This window comes from Streptomyces sp. NPDC048650 (assembly GCF_043199095.1).
Lineage (GTDB): Bacteria > Actinomycetota > Actinomycetes > Streptomycetales > Streptomycetaceae > Streptomyces.
Genome location: NZ_JBICVM010000003.1, coordinates 276,806 through 294,426, shown reverse-complemented (window position 1 = coordinate 294,426; position 17,621 = coordinate 276,806). Strand labels below are relative to the sequence as shown.

Below are 17,621 nucleotides of genomic sequence, written 5' to 3'. Positions count from 1 at the left end.
CCACCGGTCGACCGGACGCCGATCGCCTGCACTCCGCCCGCCCCCCGCCACCCCGCCACCTCACCGCTCGGTCGGCGCCCCGCAGCCCCGCCGGCCGTCGCACCGGGCCCTCGCACCGGCCCTCAGGCGGCGCGTATCGGCTCGGCCGGTGGCGGCCCACATCGCCCGGAGGGCGGCGGGGCACCGGCCGTAGCGGCGGCGCGGGCGGGCCGGGCGGCCTGCCGGCGCCGGCCCGTTCGCGGCCGGGGTGCGCTGGGCCGCGCGCAGGCTACAGCCGCGCGGCCCTGCGCGGCTGTTCCTTCGCGCCCGTCAGCAGGCCGTGCAGCGAGGCGAATTCGTCGACGCATTTGGCGGTGCCGTTGACGACGCAGTCCAGCGGCTGGTCGGCGACCGTCACCGGCACCCCCATCTCCCGGCGCAGTCGCCGGTCCAGGCCGCGCAGCAGGGCGCCGCCGCCGGTGAGGGCGATGCCGTGCTCGATGATGTCGCCGGAGAGCTCGGGCGGGCAGGCGTCGAGGGTCTGGTGGACGGCGCGGACGATGGCGTCGACGGGCTCGGCGAGGGCTTCGCGGATCTCCTGCTCGGTGATTTCCTGGACGCGGGGCAGACCGCTGACGTGGTCGCGGCCGCGGACGGTGTAGGAGCCGGGGCGTTCGGGCTCGCCGTCCGCGGCGGTGGCGACGGGCGTGTGGTCCGCCGAACCGATGGCGATCTTGATGTCTTCCGCGGTGCGTTCGCCGATGGCCAGGGAGTGCTTCTTCTTGACGTACGCGGCGATGGTGGCATCGAGGGCGTCCCCCGCGATCCGTACGGACCGGGCGGTGACCAGGCCGCCCAAGGAGACGACGGCGACCTCGGTGGTGCCGCCGCCGATGTCCACCACCATGCAGCCGACGGGTTCGCCGACGGGCAGGCCGGCGCCGATCGCGGCGGCCATCGGCTCCTCTATGAGGTGCACCTCGCGGGCGCCGGCGGCGCGGGCGGAGTCGATGACCGCGCGGCGCTCGACGCCCGTGATCCCGGAGGGGACGCAGATGACCACCCGCGGCCTGGCGAAGCGCCGGCTCGGCAGGGCCTTCTTCATCAGGGCGCGCAGCATCCGCTCGGCGGCGTCGAAGTCGGCGATGACGCCCTCGCGCAGGGGACGCATCGCGGTGATCCCGGAGGGTGTGCGGCCGATGGTGCGCTTGGCCTCGGCGCCGACGGCGATGACCTCCCCGGAGGCGTTGACGGCGACGACGGACGGCTCGTTCAGCACCACGCCCTTGCCGCGGACGTACACCAGGGTGTTGGCGGTGCCGAGGTCGATGCCTATGTCGTACGTGCCGGCGGACCTGCCGGTGGCGGTCTTGCGGGACGGGGGACCGGAGGAAGTGCTGGACACCATGGGGAGTTCGGGTGCTCTCTCGCGACGGGGGACGTGCCGTGGGCGGTGCGGCGCGGACAGCACCCTTGCCGTTCCCGGAGCGACCAGCGGCAAAGGTGTTGATTGCGGGCAATTATGAAGACTGCCGGGGACGCGGAATGGTTCCCGGCGGGGACACCCGCCGCCTCGGCGGCCGATGGTTCAGCGGCCGGTGTCCCGCGCGCCACGCGCCACCCGGCTGTGGCCACCCGTCCCCGCGGACAGGGCCTCGGCGAGGTCGTCGAGGGCGTCCAGGAGCAGGTCCGCCACGCGCAGGGCGACACCCTGGCTCTCGGAGGCGGCGTCCCAGCACTCCCAGACCGCGCGCGGCGCGCTCCAGTCCAGCCGGCCGCGTTCGCGTACGGCGCGGGCGGCCCGCTCCAGGGCGGGGCGGAGTTCGGCGGCGAAGGCGGCGGCGCCGGGGGACGGTTCGGCGTCCTTGTCGGGGAGGTGGGCCTCCAGGATCATCGCGACCCGGCCCATGGTGGCGAGGGCGGCGCCCGCGCCGGTGGCCGCGGTGCGGGACAGGCCGCGGTGGCGTACGGGTTCCTTTTCGGCGCGGGCCTCGCTCTCCTCCCAGGCGACGCGGGCCGCTCGGGAGTCCAGCAGGGCCTCCCGGACCTGCCGGGGGCGGCGGCCGGCGGGCCGGGCACAGCTGTCGAACAGCGCCAGTGCGTAGCGCCCGTTGGCCTCCAGCCATTCGGCGAGGCGGTCGCGCAGCTTGGGTGTCTCCCAGGCGGGGAACAGCGCGTACGACAGCAGGGCGAGCAGCCCGCCGAGGAGCGTGAGCACGATGCGTTCCTCGACGGTCTGCTCCCAGCCCTCGCCGGCGATGCCGAGCAGGAAGATGACATAGCCGGCCACGCAGGCCGAGGTGACCGAGACCCCGGTGCGCATCAGCAGGTACATGAGGAACACGCAGATGACGGCGAGGCCGGCACAGACGGAGGGGCCGGGGTGGGCCAGCGCCAGCAGGGCGCCGCTGATGGCGACGCCGACCAGGGTGCCGCTGAAGCGGGCCACGCCGCGGGAGTAGGTCTGGCCGAAGTCGGGGCGCATCACCATGACGGAGGTGAGCGGGGCCCAGTAGCCGTGGCCGAACGGGAGGGCGGTGCCCAGGAGATAGCCCAGGCAGGCGACGGCGCCGACCCGCAGGGCGTGCCGGAGGATGCGGGAGGACCAGCGGGCCTCGCGGTGCAGGGCGCGCAGGGCCACGGGGACGAGCCGGGGGACGCTGGGCCGCAGCAGGTGACCGCGTTCGGCCGCAGTGGTGGGGCGGGTCGCCCGGACGGGTTCGTCGGTGAGTTCGACGGCGTCGACGAGCAGGGAGATCAGGCGGTAGGCGGAGCGGCGGGCGGCGCCCTTGAGCATCGGGCCGGAGGCGGGGACCTCGAGCGTGGCCATCGCCTCGGGCGGCAGGCGGACGGGCCTGGCGTGCCGTACGGCGTGGGCCACGGCGTCCAGGACGGTACCCGCGGCCTGAAGGAGGTCGCGGACGCGGTCGCGTTCGGGGCCTTCGAGCGGGGCGCCGACGACGGGGTCGGCGAGCGACGCGAGGACGGGCCGGACCCGTTCGGCCAGGCCCCGGGGACCGTGCAGCTGAACGGGGCGGCGTCTGGCCTGACGCGGGGTCACCTCGGAGGCGAGGCGGGCATCCATCAGGGGCGCCGGGTCGAAAGGGGCCACCGGGTCGTGGCGCAGGCGCCGGGCGTAGTCGGCCTCGGCGGCCAGGGCGTCGGCGAGGGCGTCACGCTGCACCCCCCAGGGGCGTACCGGGAGGACGACGATGAGGGTGGCCTGGACGAGGCTGCCGAAGAAGATCAGGGCGGCGTGCTGCAGGGCGCCCAGGACGGAGGTCGGCAGGGTGACGGTGACCAGCATGATGGCCACGGTCTGGGTGCCGGCCAGGCCGGAGACCGGGCCGATCGCCCAGGCCATGCCGGCGAGCACGGTCCAGCCGGCGAGGAGCGCGACGAAGAGCACGAGGTGGGCGGCGGCCAGGTAGCCGAGGAACGTGGAGAGGGCCAGGCCGCCGGCGACGGCGAGTGCCAGGACGGGGCGGGGCCGCATGCTGCGCTGGAAGGTGACGAGGCCGGAGGCGAAGGCGCCGAAGGCCGAGGAGACCGCGAGGGCGGGATCGCCCCGCCACAGGCACAGGCCGATGACGACGGCCACACCGGCCGCACCGCGCACGGCGATCACGGGAGTGAGCTTGGCCCGCTCGATGGTCAGCCCGGAGCGGGCGGTCTGCTTCAGCGCACGCGGCCAGGTCATAGCGAGAGAATACGGTCAGGGGACGAACGTTCCGTAAGGGGCACTACCGGTGATTCCGGAACTCCCCGTGCGACGCGGGGCGGAGTGTGCGGGCAGGCGGGCGCGTCCGACCCCACCGGGGCCCGCGCCGCGGCCCGCACCGGGAAAATGACGGTCGGGCCCGGGTCCGCGACGCGTAAAAACCCCAGGTCAGGGCGGGGCGCCCGGATGCCGGACGTCCGGTGCGACGCATTCGACACGTCCGGGAGGAAACCTTCCCGCGACGTCGCTCCCTCTTGCTGGCCGGCCGGGGCTGCTCCCGGCCCGATCGGCAAGGAGAAGGCGTCGTGCGCAGAGCCCTGTTCACCCCGGTGGTCACCCTGATCACCCTGACCGTGCTGGCCGCCACGGCCGGCTGCGGCACCGGCGCGGCCGGGACGGCCCCGGTGCGGTTCGGCGGCCCCGGGCCGGGCAGCGCCGCGGCGCCGGGGCACGTCGAGCGGTCGCTGGTGCGCCTCCCCACGCATCCGATCGACTTCGCGGAACAGAGCCGGGTGGGCGGGGCCGGGAAGAACACCCCGATAGGCGTGACCACCCTGCACGGCCCCAAGTCGGGCTTCACCGGGAAGGTATGGGTGTGGGCGCCGCCGGAGTACTACGAGAAGCGGAACGCGGACAAGGGCTTCCCGGTGATGGAGGCGCTGCCCGGCTCGTACGGCTATCCGTACAACTACTGGATCGGCTCCGACCTGAAGTTGGAGGAGAGCCTCGCCCAGTGGTCGAAGGACGGCACCAGCCTGCCCTTCATCCTCGTCATGCCGGTGCTCAACCCCGACGACAAGCAGTACTACGACGGCAGTGACATACCCGGCCGGCCGAAGATCGGCACCTGGCTGAGCAAGGACGTGCCCGACCTCGTGCGGCAGAACTTCCGCACGCTGCGCACCCGTGACGCCTGGGCGATCATGGGCTCCTCGTCGGGCGGCTTCGCGGCGCTGAAGAACGTGCTGCAGAACCCGGGGACGTTCAAGGTGGCGATCCCCAATGGGCCGGACATCGTGCCCGACTCGCCGCTGTGGAACGGCCATGCCCGACAGGAGCGGGAGAACAACCCCGAGGTGCTGGCCCGCCGGCTGATGGCGCGCGGCGGACCGACGGTGTATCTGGCGTTCCAGGACGGGTCGAAGGAGAACACCGTGCTGCCCAAGGTGCGCAGGTTCATCGCGCAGTACGGGCACGGGCCGGTCAGGACCCGGCTGGAGGTCGTGCCGGACGGCACCCACAGCGCCGCGACCTACGTCCGGGGATTCGGCCGGGGCACGCTGCGCTGGGTCAGCTCCCACATGCAGGGGCCGACCGCCTGAACTCCCCCGAGCGCGGCGGCCGGCAGCGGGTCACGGTGCGCAGTCGACGTCCTGGAGCCCGATCGGCCGGGAGTCGAGGTCCACATAGGCGGTGAAGGTGTCGCGGGCCCCGCCGTCCCAGAGGGTGGTGATCGTCGCCCAGCCCATCCCGGCGGACTGGGCGGTGGTCACCTTGCCGACGGAGATCTCCCGCGGCGTGTTCTGGGCGCACAGCAGCAGGTCGTAGCCCTCGGTGTGGGCCGCGCGGTCCTTGAGGTAGTCCGAGACCTGGTGTTCGCGGGCCCAGGCGGTGGGGCCGTGGTGTCCGTAGAACGTGGTCAGGAAGCGGCGGATGTCCGTCGCGTCGTGGCGGCCGTTGGGGTCGGTGCGGACGGTGTACGAGGCCGGTCCGGCCGGCTGCCGGGCGGCGGCCGGACCGGCGGCGACGAGGGTCAGGGGCAGGGCCAGACCGAGGGCCGCGACGGCGGCACCACGCAAAGCGGTACGGAACATGGAATGTCCTCACCTTCCGGAATTACCGGTGTATGAACGCTGTGTACGCCTAGACACCCGGGCCGCCCGAATGGTTGCGGAGCCACCGCCCTACGACACCACGTCCTTGCGCGCGAAGCCCCGGAACGCCACCGCGACGAGCACCAGCGCATACGCCACCGAGACCGACGAGCCCTGCACCATCCCCGACCACTCCATCCGGGGCGCCAGGGCGTCGGCCCACGCGTACTGCCAGTGGGCGGGCAGCGCCTGACGCCAGCCGCCCAGCGCGGTGACCTGGTCGAGCACATTGCCCACGATGGTCAGTCCGACGGCGCCGCCCACCGCGCCCAGCGGCGCGTCCGTCACCGTCGACAGCCAGAACGCGAGCGCCGCGGTGACCAACTGGCTGACGAAGAGGTACCCGACCACCACCGCCAGCCGCGGCACCGCGTCCGCCGCCGGCAGGGCGCCGCCGGCGGGCAGTTGGAGCGGCCCCCAGCCGTACGCGGCCGTGCCCACGGCCAGCGCGACCAGCGGCAGCAGCACCATCGCGGCGGCACTGAAGACCAGCCCGACGGTCAACTTGCTCAGCAGCAGCCGGGCCCGCGGCACCGGCGCCGCGAGCAGATAGCGCAGCGAGGACCAGCTCGCCTCGGAGGCCACGGTGTCCCCGCAGAACAGCGCCACCGGAACCACCAGCAGGAAGCCGGCCGAGACGAACAGGACGGTGGCCGCGAAGTTGCCGCCGGAGGCGGTGGCGGTGGCCATCAGTGTGATCCGGCCGTTGCTGCGGCTGCCCGGATCGCCGCCGATCGCGAACGCGGCGACCAGGACGAACGGCAGCAGCACGAGGACCGCGGCGATCACCAGCGTGCGCCGCCGCCGCAGCTGGCGCAGCGCCTCGACGCGCAACGGGAGCGTGCGGCGCGGCAGATAGCCGGGGGCCGATGCGGTGGGGGTGGCGCTGCTCATCGGGCGTCGTCTCCGATCAGGGTGAGGAAGGCGTCCTCCAGGCGGCGGTGCGGACCGATACGGGCCACCGGGATCTCCAGCCCGACGAGGCCGGCGACGAGCCCGGGGGTGTCGTCCGGATCGGCCAGCCGGATCAGCAGCCCGTCCTCGGCGCGGGCGGCGGAGACGACACCGGGCAGGGCGGCGACCTTCTCCACCAGCGCCGCGGGCAGCGGCCCGGGGCCCGCGACACCCACCAGGACGGTGTCGCCGGAGCCGATGATCTCAGCGACCGGCCCGGCCTGGACGAGCCGCCCGCGGTCCATGACGACCAGATGCGTGCAGCTCTGTTCGACCTCCGACAGCAGATGGCTGGAGACGATGACGGTGCGACCGGCAGCGGCGTAGCGGATCATCACGGCACGCATCTCGCGGATCTGCGGTGGGTCCAGGCCGTTGGTGGGCTCGTCGAGGATCAGCAGATCCGGCAGGCCCAGCATGGCCTGCGCGATGGCCAGCCGCTGGCGCATGCCCTGCGAGTAGGTGCGCACCGCGCGCTGCAGGGCGTCGCCGAGGCCGGCGATCTCCAGCGCCTCGTCGAGGTGCGCGTCGGCGGCGGGACGACCGGTGGCCTGCCAGTACAGCTCCAGATTGGCGCGGCCGGACAGATGCGGCAGGAAGCCGGCGCCCTCCACGAACGCGCCGACCCGGGAGAGCACCGGTGCGCCCGGCCGGATCGCCTGCCCGAAGACCCGGATCTCGCCCGCATCGGGCCGGATCAGGCCCATCAGCATCCGCAGCGTGGTGGTCTTGCCCGCGCCGTTGGGCCCCAGCAGGCCCAGGACCTGCCCCTTGCCGACGCTGAACGAGAGGTCCCGCACGGCGTACCGGTCCGCGGCCCCGGCATAGCGCTTGCTCACGTCGGCGATCTGCAGCGGCACGTCGGCGAGTGCCGGGTCGGGGGCGGGCGCGGACGTGCGGCGGCGGGCGGTGAGCAGCAGCAGCGCGGCGATGACGGCCGCCGCGGCGGGCAGCGCCCAGGTCCAGGCGGGCAACGGGGCGGCGGCGCCGTGCACCTGGGGCGCGGTGGGCACGCGCAGCTCCCTGCCGCCCTTGAGGGAGACGGTGTAGGTGGCGGGCTCGGCCGGCGAGGCGTAGCCGAGGTCGGTGGCGGAGAGCACCAGGCGCATCCGGTGCCCGGCCGCGAAGTCGTGGTCGACGGCGGGCAGCCGCAGGTGCACCGTCCTGCCGGCACCGGCGTCCTGGACCCGGTACGGCGTGACCAGCTGGGACGGCAGCACCTGGCGGCGGCCGCCCGGGGCGACGTCGTAGACCTTGGCGAAGAACACCGCGTCCCGGGAGCTGGACCGCAGGTGCACGGTCGCGGTGGGGCTGCCGGTGAGGTGGGCGGGGGTGCGCAGCGGCGCCGACTCGAACTGGGCGTACTGGCCGGCGAAGTCCACCGAGAGGCCGCCGGCTCCGATGGAGGAGAGGTTGCCGAGCGCGCCGACACCGGGCACGGCGGAGATGGCGGGCGGTCCGGCACCGGGCGGGTTGCTGAAGGTCTGGGTGCGGCCGGCCAGCGGCACCCGGCGCGGGTCGTTGTCCAGACCGGGGTAGCGCGCCGCGCTCGCGCCGCGCAACCGCACCGCGCCGTCGGTGGAGTCCACTCCCCCGGTGCGGCTGATCCGGAACGCGGGGCCGGTGTCGGTGTGCTCGTCGCCCTTCAGGTACCGGTCGAACCAGGATTTCGTGCGGGCCTCCAGCCGGCCCGCCTCACGGTCCCCGCCGTCGTGGCCGCCCGCGATCCAGTCGACGTCGACCGGTGCGCCGTTGCGGCGGATCGTGCGCTGCATGGCGTCGGCGTGGTCGAGAGTGAAGAGGGAGTCGGTCTGCCCCTGCATGATCAGGGTCGGCACCTTGATGCGGTCGCCGACGGCGGCGGGACTGCGGTCGGCCAGGAGCTTGCGCGCCGCGGCGTCCGGTCTGCCGTTGACGGCGACCCGCTGGTACATCCGGCACAGCTCGGGCTCGAACCGTCCGCAGCCGCCGGATGTCGGGGGCGCGGCGTTCGGGGCGGCGGTGGCGGCGCCCGCCGAGCCGGTGGTGAAGAAGATCCCCGCCCACAGCTTCTTGAACACGCCGTGCGGGAACAGGGCGTCGGCGAGGTTCCAGTACGTGATCTGCGGGGCGATGGCGTCGACGCGGCGGTCGTGGCCGGCCGCCAGCAGGGAGATCGCGCCGCCGTAGGAGCCGCCCGCCACACCCACCCGGGGGTCGCCGGCCTTGTCGAGCCGCACCTCGGGGCGGTCGGCCAGCCAGTCGATCAGGTGGCCGACGTCGGCGACCTCACCCTTCGGGTCGTTCAGCCCGATCTTGCCGGTGGACCTGCCGAAGCCGCGCGCGGACCAGGTCAGCACCGCATAGCCGTCCCTGGCCAGTTGCTCGGCCTGGGGGCGGAGGTTGGCCTTGCTGGCGCCGAAGCCGTGGGCGAGCAGCACCGCCGGCCGGCGCCCCGCGGACCGTCCTCCGGCGGTGAAGTAGGAGGTGTCGATGTGCACCTTCTTCGCGCTGCCGGGCCGGTCGGGCAGCGTCATGACGCGGTCCTCGCGGTGCACGGCCGGCGCGGCGCCGGAGGACGAGGACGCCCAGGTGCCGCCGCCTATGAGCACGGCGAGGGCGGCGACGGTCGCGTACAGGCGCCGTCCGCGCAGTCGGAGATCCATGCTCCGCATCCTAGGTTCGGCCGGCGGGCAGGCGCCCCGTCCCCCCGGCGGAGCCCTGTGACCTCCGGGGGCAGTAGGCGGGCCGGGCCCCGTACCACGGTCGTGGTACGGGGCCCGGCCCGGCGCCTGTGACGGCTCAGTACTGCGGGGGCCCGAAGCCGCCCTGCTGCGGCGGGCCCGAGGGCGGCGGCGGCATCGGGGGAGCCTGGGGCGGCGGCATCGGCGGGCCCTGGGGCGGCCCGGGCGGCGGCGCCATGGGCGGACCCGGCTGCTGCCAACCGGCCTGCGGCGCGCCCTGGGGGCCGGGCTGCGGCAGGAAGCCGGGGCCGCCGAACTGCGCCGGGGCCGGCGGATACCAGGCCTGGGCGACGGGCTCGCCGCGCCCCATCACCGCGAACAGGGTCACCGAGCCGATCAGCTCCAGCAGGAGCTGGATGTGGTTGAGGACGTCCAGGCCCGGCATGGCGTCGCGGAACTCGAACAGGCTGCCGTTGCTGATCATCGCGATCACGGTGATCAGATCGCAGGGCAGCAGCACGACCCCCAGACCGATGGCGAGACCGCGGGCGGCACTGCCCCGCATCAGGCAGTTGACGGCCGCCGCGGCGGTCAGCAGCAGAAGCAGCGTGGCGTACCAGCCGGGAGCCATCTGCATCAGGGAGCTGAGCAGGCCCCGGCCGAGGTAGAGCGTGGTGAACGCGCCGCTGCCGCCCTGCACCAGCATGTAGATGTGCCAGGCGAGGTAGGTCAGCGCCATGGCACCGAGCAGCAGGCCACCGACCACGCCCGCCGCCTTGGCCGGACGCTTCGGCGGCTCACTGGGCCTGGCACGCGGCCAGCCGCGCATCCCGCTCAGCAGCACGATGCCGGCGACGGTGGTGAAGATGATCAGCCACAGGCCGCCGATGAAGACGCCCTCGAACGCCGGCGCACTGTTTTCGGCGTGCCGGAACCACCGGTCGTCGCTGGTGTGCTGACCGGTGCTGATGACGGTCTGCAGCGCGGTGGCGAAGGTGAAGGCGGTGGCGACGGCGAGCAGTCCACCGGCCGACCGCGCCCCGGCGAACGCCGCGAAGGCCGCCACCAGCTGCAGCAGCAGGAGACCGAACTGCACCGGCCCGGTGATCTGGTTCATGCCGTACGCGCCCGAGCCCCTCCAGGCGTCCCAGACACCGTCCGGGCCGAACTCGCCGAGGTCGATGGCGAGCCACGTGGCGCTCGCGAGGAAGAACAGCAGGCAGAAGACTCCGCCGGTGATACGGGCGCCCTTGGCGAGCGCCATGGACTGTGGCATGTGGTTCCCCCGGTGGATGTCGGTGCTCTGCCAAGGGAGCACGGTAGCAACGGGGGCCACCCCTCGGCGGGCCCCCGGACCTGTCCGGCGGCCGCTCCCGTCGCCGGACGGACGGACCCCCTGCCGGCGCGAGGGGCCGGCAGGGGGTCCGAGGGTGTGGCGCGGTGTCAGTGGTTGCTGGGGAAGCCCAGATTGATGCCGCCGTCGGACGGGTCCGGCCAGCGGGTGGTGACGACCTTGCCACGGGTGTAGAAGTGCACCCCGTCGTTGCCGTAGATGTGGTGGTCGCCGAAGAGCGAGTCCTTCCAGCCACCGAAGGAGTGGTAGCCGACTGGCACCGGGATCGGGACGTTCACGCCGACCATGCCGGCCTCCACCTCCAGCTGGAAGCGGCGGGCCGCACCGCCGTCCCGGGTGAAGATCGCGGTGCCGTTGCCCCACGGCGAGGCGTTCATCAGCGCGATGGCGTCGTCGTAGGTCTCGACGCGGACGACGGACAGCACCGGGCCGAAGATCTCGTCGCGGTAGGCGTCCATCTCGGGCGTGACGTTGTCCAGGAGCGAGACGCCGATCCAGTGGCCGTCCTCGTAGCCCTCGACGGTGTAGCCGGTGCCGTCGATGACGACGTCGGCGCCCTGGGCCGCCGCGCCCTCGACGTAGGAGGCGACCTTGTCGCGGTGCACCTTGGTGATCAGCGGACCCATCTCGGAGGCCGGGTCGTCGCCGGGGCCGATGCGCAGCTTGTCGGCGCGCTCCTTGATCTTGCCGATCAGCGGGTCGGCGGTCTCCCCGACGGCCACGACGACGGAGATCGCCATGCAGCGCTCGCCCGCCGAACCGTAGGCGGCGTTGATCGCGGAGTCGGCGGCCAGGTCGAGGTCGGCGTCCGGCAGGACCAGCATGTGGTTCTTGGCGCCGCCCAGCGCCTGGACCCGCTTGCCGTTGGCGGTGCCGGTGGTGTGGATGTACCGGGCGATGGGGGTGGAGCCGACGAAGGAGACCGCGGCGATGTCCGGGTGCTCCAGGATGGCGTCGACGGCCACCTTGTCGCCGTTGACGACGTTCAGCACGCCGTCGGGCAGGCCCGCCTCGGCGGCCAGCTCGGCCAGCTTGAAGGCGGCGCTGGGCACCTTCTCGCTCGGCTTGAGGACGAAGGTGTTGCCGCAGGCGATGGCGAGCGGGAACATCCACATCGGCACCATGGCCGGGAAGTTGAACGGCGTGATGCCGGCCACGACGCCGAGGGACTGACGGATCGAGGAGACGTCCACGCGCGTGGAGACCTGGGTGGACAGCTCACCCTTGAGCTTCTCGGGGATACCGCAGGCCAGCTCCACGATCTCCAGACCGCGGGCGACCTCGCCGAGCGCGTCGGAGTGCACCTTGCCGTGCTCGGCGGTGATCAGCGCGGCGATCTCGTCGCGGTGCGCGTCGAGCAGCTCGCGGTACTTGAACAGCACCGAGGTGCGCTTGGCCAGCGAGCTCGTGCCCCAGCTCCGGAAGGCCTCCCGTGCGGCGGTGACCGCGGCGTCGACCTCGTCCACCGAGGCGAAGGCGACCTGCTTCTCCTGTACGCCGGTGGCCGGGTTGTAGACCGGGCCGTAGTTGCCGGAGACGCCCTCGACGGGCTTGCCGCCGATCCAGTGGCTGATGGTCTTCATGGTCGGGCCTTTCGTACGGTGGTGCGGCGGATGTCAGAGGTGGCGACGGCGGGCGGCGGCCTGGCGGTCGTACGCCGCGCGGGCGGCGACCGCCGCCGGACGCGTCGCGGTCTCGGCAACAGGTACATCCCACCAGGCCTGAGCCTCGGGTGCGCCCGGCACAGTGTCGGCCGTTTCGGTCTCGACATAGACACATGTGGGCCGTTTCGCGCCACGCGCCTTGACGAGCGCCGCGCGCAGCTCCCCGACGGTGTCGGCCCGCAGGACGTCCATGCCGAGCGAGGCGGCGTTGGCGGCGAGATCCACCGGCAGCGGCGCGCCGGTGTAGCTGCCGTCCCCGGCCCGGAAGCGGTACGCCGTGCCGAAGCGTTCGCCGCCGGTCGCCTCGGAGAGGCCGCCGATGGAGGCGTAGCCGTGGTTCTGGATCAGGACGACGGTGATGTTGACGCCCTCCTGGACGGCGGTGACGATCTCGGTGGGGTTCATCAGATACGTGCCGTCACCGACGAGCGCCCACACCGGCCGGTCCGGCGCGGCGAGCCGGACGCCGATGGCGGCCGGGATCTCGTATCCCATGCAGGAGTAGCCGTATTCGAGGTGATACTGCCTGCGGGACCGCGCCCGCCAGAGTTTGTGCAGGTCACCGGGGAGGGAACCGGCGGCGTTGATGACGATGTCGGTGTCGTCGACGACGGCGTCCAGGGCGCCGAGGACCTGGGTCTGGGACGGCCGCGCCGACGGGTCCGGGGCGGCGTACGCCGCGTCCACCCGGCGCTCCCACTCCGCCTTCGCCGCTCCGTAGTCCGCCTCGTACTCCTTCGCGACACGGTGGCCGGACAACGCCCCGGTGAGGGCTTCGAGTCCGGCGCGGGCATCGGCGACCAGGGCGGTGGCACCGAGCTTGTGGGAGTCGAAGGGCGCGATGTTGAGGTTGAGGAAGCGGACCTCGGGGGCGGCGAAGAGGGTGGCCGAGGCGGTGGTGAAGTCGGTGTAGCGGGTGCCGACGCCGATGATCAGGTCGGCCTCGCGGGCGAGGGCGTCGGCGGTGGCGGTGCCGGTATGACCGATGCCGCCGACGTCTGCGGGGTGGTCGTGGCGCAGCGAGCCCTTGCCGGCCTGGGTGGAGGCGACGGGGATGCCGGTGCTGTCGACGAGGGCGCGCAGCGCGTCCTCGGCCTCGGAGTGGTGGACGCCGCCGCCCGCGACGATCAGCGGCCGGCGGGCGGCGCGGACGGCGTGCACCGCCTCGGCGAGGGCGCCGCTGTCGGGGGCGGGCCGGGCGACCCGCCAGACGCGGTCGGCGAAGAACTCCTCGGGCCAGTCGTACGCCTCGGCCTGGACGTCCTGCGGCAGGGCGAGGGTGACCGCACCGGTCTCCACCGGGTCGGCGAGGACCCGCATCGCCTGGAGGGCGGCGGGGATCAGCGCCTCGGGGCGGGTGATGCGGTCGAAGTAGCGGGAGACCGGGCGCAGCGCGTCGTTGACCGACACATCGCCGGCGCCGGGGAATTCGAGCTGCTGGAGGACCGGCTCGGCGGCTCGGGTGGCGAAGCTGTCGCCGGGCAGCAGCAGGACGGGCAGGCGGTTGACGGTGGCCAGGGCGGCACCGGTGACGAGGTTGGTGGCGCCGGGACCGATGGAGGTCGTGACGGCCTGGGCGGAGAGCCGGTCGCACTGGCGGGCGTGGCCGACGGCGGCGTGCACCATGGCTTGTTCGTTGCGGCCCTGGAGGTAGGGGAGCGCCTCCCCGGACTCCAGGAGGGCCTGGCCGATGCCGGCGACGTTGCCGTGGCCGAAGATGCCCCAGCAGGCGTCGACCAGGCGGTGCCGCCGGCCGTCGCGCTCGGTGAACTGGTGGGCGAGGAAGGCGACGAGGGCCTGGGCGACCGTGCGGCGTCGGGTGGTCATCGGGCGTCTCCTGCGGGTGCTTCGTAGAGAGGGAGGCGGGGGTCGACGGGGCTGTCCGGCCAGGTGTCACGGATCCAGCCGTGGTCGGGGTGGTCGCAGATCAGCCACTCGCGGACCTCGCCGGGCCCGGCCATGACGTTGAGGTAGTACAGGGTGTGCCCGGGGGTGGCGATGGACGGGCCGTGCCAGCCGTCGGGGATCAGCACGGCGTCGCCGCTGCGGACCTCGGCGAGGACGTCCGTGCCGCGGCCGCGGCCCGACGGTGTGACGCGCTGGTAGCCGACGCCTTCCGTGCCGTGGGCGGGCTCGACCTCGAAGTAGTAGATCTCCTCCAGCTCGGACTCCTGGCCGGGACGGCATTCGTCGTGCTTGTGCGGGGGGTAGGAGGACCAGTTGCCGCCGGGGGTGAGTACTTCCACCGCGATGAGCTTGTCGCACGCGAAGGCACCGGCCGCGCCGAAGTTGTTGACCTGGCGGGAGCAGTTGCCGGTGCCGCGCAGCTCCACCGGGACGTCGCAGGCGGGTCCGTAACGTGCCGTCAGGCGGCGCTCGCAGCGGGCCCCGGTGAGGGCGAAGCGGCCGCCCGCCGCACTGGTGATCCGCACCCGGGTGTCGCGGGGGACGTAGGCGAAGTCGGTGACGCCGCTGAACACGCTCTCCCGACCCGTCAGTTCGAAGACCTCACCGGAATCGGTGACGACCGTGCAGCCGCCGGACAGCGGCAGCACGATCCACTCGCTGTCACCGGCGGCGAAGGAGTGGTGGCCGTCCGGCGGCAGGCTCAGGACCCGCAGCGAGGAATGCCCCCAACCGGCCCGCTCCGGGTCGATGTCCAGGTCGTACGGGCCGTCGTCCGCCCGCCCGGCCCGCCCGGCCCGCGCGGCCCGGCCCGCGCGGAGATGGAAGTCCATGGAATCCGTGGTGCGCTCACTCATGACGTCAAGTCTCCTCCTCGCCACTGACAGTTACCCGAATCCGGTCGCCGCGGGCCGCTACAGCAGGCCGACGGCGGTGTCGACGGCCGCCGCGACATCCCCGTCGGCGGGGTAGAGCAGCGAGCGGCCCACCACCAACCCCTGGACGGTGGGCAGCCGCAGCGCCTTGCGCCACTTCTCGTACGCGGCCTCCTGGTCGTGCACGGTGCGGCCGATGTCGCCGCCGAGCAGGACGGTGGGCAGCGTGGAGGTCTCGCAGACCCGGGCCATCGCGTCCGGGTCGTCGGTGACCGGCAGCTTGAGCCAGGTGTAGGCGGAGGTGCCGCCCAGGCCGGAGGCGATGGCGACGGAGCGGGTGACCGCTTCCGGGCCGAGGTCGTTGCGGACCCTGCCGTCCACCCGGGAGGAGAGGAACGGCTCGACGAAGGTGGGGAGACGGAGCTCGGCCATCGCGTCGATGGCACGGGCGGTGGCCTCCATCGTGTCCAGCGAGCCGGGGTCGTCGTAGTCGATGCGCAGCAGCAGCTTGCCGGCGTCGAAGCGGAGCCGGGCGATGTCCTGGGGGCGGTGGCCGGTGAAGCGGTCGTCCATCTCGAAGGAGGCGCCCGCGATGCCGCCGCGGTTCATCGACCCCATCACCACCTTGCCCTCGAGGGCACCGAGCAGCAGCAGGTCCTCCAGGATGTCGGCGGTGGCCAGCACGCCGTCCACGCCGGGCCTCGAAAGCGCCAGCACGAGGCGTTCGAGCAGGTCGAGGCGGTTGGCCATGGCCAGCTGCCGGTCGCCGACGGCGAGTGCCCCGCGGGCGGGGTGGTCGGCGGCGACGATCATCAGCCGGCCGCTCTCGCCGATCAGAGGGCGGCGGGTGCGGCGGGCGGCGGCCTCCGCGACGGCTTCGGGGTGCCGGGCCCGCAGCGCCGGGAGGTCGCTGATCCGAGGAGTCAAGGCTCAACTCACCTTCTTGAGTGCACAGGTGGGGCGGGGCGGCCGCGGGGCGGGCGCGGCCGGGGACGTCATCTCTCCGCCAGGAACGCGTCGACCTCACCGGCCGTCGGCATCGCGGAGGAGCAGGCCAGACGGGAGGCGACGATGGCCCCGGCGGCGTTGGCGTAGCGCATCATCGACTCCAGGTCCCAGCCGGCCAGCAGTCCGTGGCAGAGCGCGCCGCCGAAGGAGTCGCCGGCACCCAGACCGTTGACGACCTCCACCGGGGTGGGCGGGACCTCGGCGGTACGGCCGTCGCGGTGGACGGCGAGCACCCCCTTCGGCCCCTGTTTGACGACGGCGAGCTCGACGCCCATGTCCAGCAGCGCCCGGGCGCAGTCCGCGGGCTCGCGCAGCCCGGTGGCGACCTCGGCCTCGTCGACGTTGCCGACGGCTACGGTGGCGTGCCGCAGGGCGGCCTCGTAGTACGGGCGGGCGGCGGCCATCGCCGCGGCACCGGTGTCCCCGCCGTCCCCGGAGGCGCCGCCCTCACCACCCCAGAACATCGGCCGCCAGTCGAGGTCGAAGACGGTGATGCCCGACTTGGCGCGCGCCTCCAGGGCGGCGAGGGTGGCGCCGCGGCTGGGTTCCTCGCACAGCCCCGTACCGGTGATCCAGAAGATCCGGGCCGCCGCGATGGCCTCCCGGTCGAGTTCTTCGCGACGGATGACCAGGTCGGGGGCCTTGGGCCGGCGGTAGAAGTAGAGCGGGAAGTCGTCCGGCGGGAAGATCTCGCAGAAGGTGACCGGGGTCGGGTAGGCGTCCACCGGGCTGACCCAGCGGTCGTCCACGCCGAAGTCGCGCAGCGCCTGGTGGATGTAGTCGCCGAACGGGTCGCGTCCGGTGCGGCTGATCACCGCGCTGCGGCGGCCGAGCCGGGCGGCGGCGACCGCGACGTTGGTGGCGGAGCCGCCGAGGAACTTTCCGAACGTCTCCACCTGGGCCAGCGACACGCCGGTCTGCAGCGGATAGATGTCGACCCCGATGCGGCCCATGGTGATCAGGTCGTACGGCTCGGTCATGTGCGCCCCTTCGGGTCAGCCGGCGCGGCGGTTGGGCGGTTCGGCGGTTCGGCGGTTCGGCGGTTGGGCGGTTGGGCGGTTCGGCTCTGAGGAAAGGTCTAACAAGGTCTAACGGGGAGGGTCAGACCCTGTCAACAGTTTGTCCTTACATTCTGACGTCAATGGGAGGGATGGCGATCGGGAGGGGCGACGGCCGGGCGGCGGCCGGTCCCGACGAGGGCAGTCGACGGACGGGAGGCGGCCCCGCCACTGCGGAGCGATCGGCGGGCAGCCGACGGACGGGAGGCGGACGAGAGGCGGTCGACCGGGAGCCCGAACGGCCGAGGCCAACGGAAGGCCGATGGAGGGCCAACAGAGACCGGCAAGGGGCCACCCGAGGACGGAACGCCGCCACCGGCAGACGGAAGGGCACCCGAAGGCGGAAGGCCACTCGAAGGCGGAAGGGTGCCAGAAGGGCGCGGGAAAGGGCAGGAAAGGGCGGCGAGCGGAGGAAAAAGAGCACAGTCGAAACGTGACGAGTCGACAGCGGGAGCAGGGCGCCGCGGGTGACAAAGTCCTTAAGTCCTTATGTCAGGACGAAGTCTTGACACTCTCCGGGGCGACAGCAAGGCTGTGCCCCACACCTCACCCCCGACCACCCACCC

At 73.3% G+C, this 17,621-nt stretch carries 12 protein-coding genes; 1 reads left to right on the top strand and 11 read right to left on the bottom strand.

Annotated features, from left to right (window positions below; all coding sequences use genetic code 11):
* Positions 1-268: 268 nt before the first annotated feature.
* Together ACGFML_RS10625 and ACGFML_RS10620 are read right to left on the bottom strand one after the other, a co-directional pair.
* Positions 269-1,387, bottom strand: coding sequence for a rod shape-determining protein (locus ACGFML_RS10625; protein ID WP_393542143.1), 1,119 nt, complete (start codon positions 1,385-1,387; stop codon positions 269-271).
* 180 nt (positions 1,388-1,567) lie between these two features.
* Complete coding sequence (locus ACGFML_RS10620; protein WP_393542141.1) at positions 1,568-3,679, bottom strand: FUSC family protein; 2,112 nt, start codon at positions 3,677-3,679, stop codon at positions 1,568-1,570.
* Between the two features lie 326 nt (positions 3,680-4,005).
* On the opposite strand from ACGFML_RS10620, the gene ACGFML_RS10615 reads away from it, so the two are divergent.
* The gene (locus ACGFML_RS10615) at positions 4,006-5,022 is read left to right on the top strand and encodes an alpha/beta hydrolase (protein ID WP_393542139.1); all 1,017 of its coding nucleotides are present in this window, start codon (positions 4,006-4,008) and stop codon (positions 5,020-5,022) included.
* Between the two features lie 30 nt (positions 5,023-5,052).
* Here the strand turns inward: ACGFML_RS10615 and ACGFML_RS10610 are convergent, their stop codons facing one another.
* The 9 genes from ACGFML_RS10610 to iolC all read right to left on the bottom strand — a co-directional run bounded on the left by ACGFML_RS10610 (position 5,053) and on the right by iolC (position 16,977).
* Complete coding sequence (locus tag ACGFML_RS10610; RefSeq protein WP_393542137.1) at positions 5,053-5,514, bottom strand: hypothetical protein; 462 nt, start codon at positions 5,512-5,514, stop codon at positions 5,053-5,055.
* A 90-nt stretch (positions 5,515-5,604) separates the two neighbouring features.
* Entirely contained in the window at positions 5,605-6,468 is an 864-nt protein-coding gene (locus tag ACGFML_RS10605; protein WP_393542135.1) for an ABC transporter permease, read from the bottom strand.
* Positions 6,465-9,173 (bottom strand): alpha/beta fold hydrolase, encoded by a 2,709-nt coding sequence (locus ACGFML_RS10600; RefSeq protein WP_393542133.1) that lies wholly within the window; start codon positions 9,171-9,173, stop codon positions 6,465-6,467. Before ACGFML_RS10600 ends, ACGFML_RS10605 begins: the two co-directional genes overlap by 4 nt.
* Before the next feature lie 136 nt (positions 9,174-9,309).
* Complete coding sequence (locus tag ACGFML_RS10595) at positions 9,310-10,467, bottom strand: hypothetical protein (RefSeq protein ID WP_393542131.1); 1,158 nt, start codon at positions 10,465-10,467, stop codon at positions 9,310-9,312.
* Positions 10,468-10,634: 167 nt separating this feature from the next.
* Positions 10,635-12,128, bottom strand: coding sequence for a CoA-acylating methylmalonate-semialdehyde dehydrogenase (locus tag ACGFML_RS10590; RefSeq protein WP_393542129.1), 1,494 nt, complete (start codon positions 12,126-12,128; stop codon positions 10,635-10,637).
* Between the two features lie 33 nt (positions 12,129-12,161).
* A complete protein-coding gene (gene iolD, locus ACGFML_RS10585) occupies positions 12,162-14,036 on the bottom strand; it encodes a 3D-(3,5/4)-trihydroxycyclohexane-1,2-dione acylhydrolase (decyclizing) (protein WP_393542127.1) in 1,875 nt (624 codons plus the stop codon).
* Positions 14,033-14,947: a 5-deoxy-glucuronate isomerase gene (gene iolB, locus ACGFML_RS10580; RefSeq protein WP_393542723.1), complete on the bottom strand. Its 915-nt coding sequence runs from the start codon at positions 14,945-14,947 to the stop codon at positions 14,033-14,035. Before iolB ends, iolD begins: the two co-directional genes overlap by 4 nt.
* A gap of 81 nt (positions 14,948-15,028) precedes the next feature.
* Positions 15,029-15,916, bottom strand: coding sequence for a deoxyribose-phosphate aldolase (locus ACGFML_RS10575; protein ID WP_393542125.1), 888 nt, complete (start codon positions 15,914-15,916; stop codon positions 15,029-15,031).
* Between the two features lie 68 nt (positions 15,917-15,984).
* Positions 15,985-16,977 carry a 5-dehydro-2-deoxygluconokinase gene (gene iolC, locus ACGFML_RS10570; protein WP_393542123.1) on the bottom strand — a complete coding sequence of 331 codons (993 nt, stop codon included), beginning with the start codon at positions 16,975-16,977 and terminating at the stop codon, positions 15,985-15,987.
* Between the last annotated feature and the right edge of the window lie 644 nt (positions 16,978-17,621).

Coding starts and splice junctions, on each gene's coding strand:
- ACGFML_RS10620 (WP_393542141.1), bottom strand. CDS start 3,679: ATGACCTGGCCGCGTGCGCTGAAGCAGACCGCCCGCTCCGGGCTGACC.
- ACGFML_RS10590 (WP_393542129.1), bottom strand. CDS start 12,128: ATGAAGACCATCAGCCACTGGATCGGCGGCAAGCCCGTCGAGGGCGTC.
- ACGFML_RS10625 (WP_393542143.1), bottom strand. CDS start 1,387: ATGGTGTCCAGCACTTCCTCCGGTCCCCCGTCCCGCAAGACCGCCACC.
- iolC (WP_393542123.1), bottom strand. CDS start 16,977: ATGACCGAGCCGTACGACCTGATCACCATGGGCCGCATCGGGGTCGAC.
- ACGFML_RS10610 (WP_393542137.1), bottom strand. CDS start 5,514: ATGTTCCGTACCGCTTTGCGTGGTGCCGCCGTCGCGGCCCTCGGTCTG.
- ACGFML_RS10600 (WP_393542133.1), bottom strand. CDS start 9,173: ATGGATCTCCGACTGCGCGGACGGCGCCTGTACGCGACCGTCGCCGCC.
- ACGFML_RS10605 (WP_393542135.1), bottom strand. CDS start 6,468: ATGAGCAGCGCCACCCCCACCGCATCGGCCCCCGGCTATCTGCCGCGC.
- ACGFML_RS10595 (WP_393542131.1), bottom strand. CDS start 10,467: ATGCCACAGTCCATGGCGCTCGCCAAGGGCGCCCGTATCACCGGCGGA.
- iolB (WP_393542723.1), bottom strand. CDS start 14,947: ATGGACTTCCATCTCCGCGCGGGCCGGGCCGCGCGGGCCGGGCGGGCC.
- iolD (WP_393542127.1), bottom strand. CDS start 14,036: ATGACCACCCGACGCCGCACGGTCGCCCAGGCCCTCGTCGCCTTCCTC.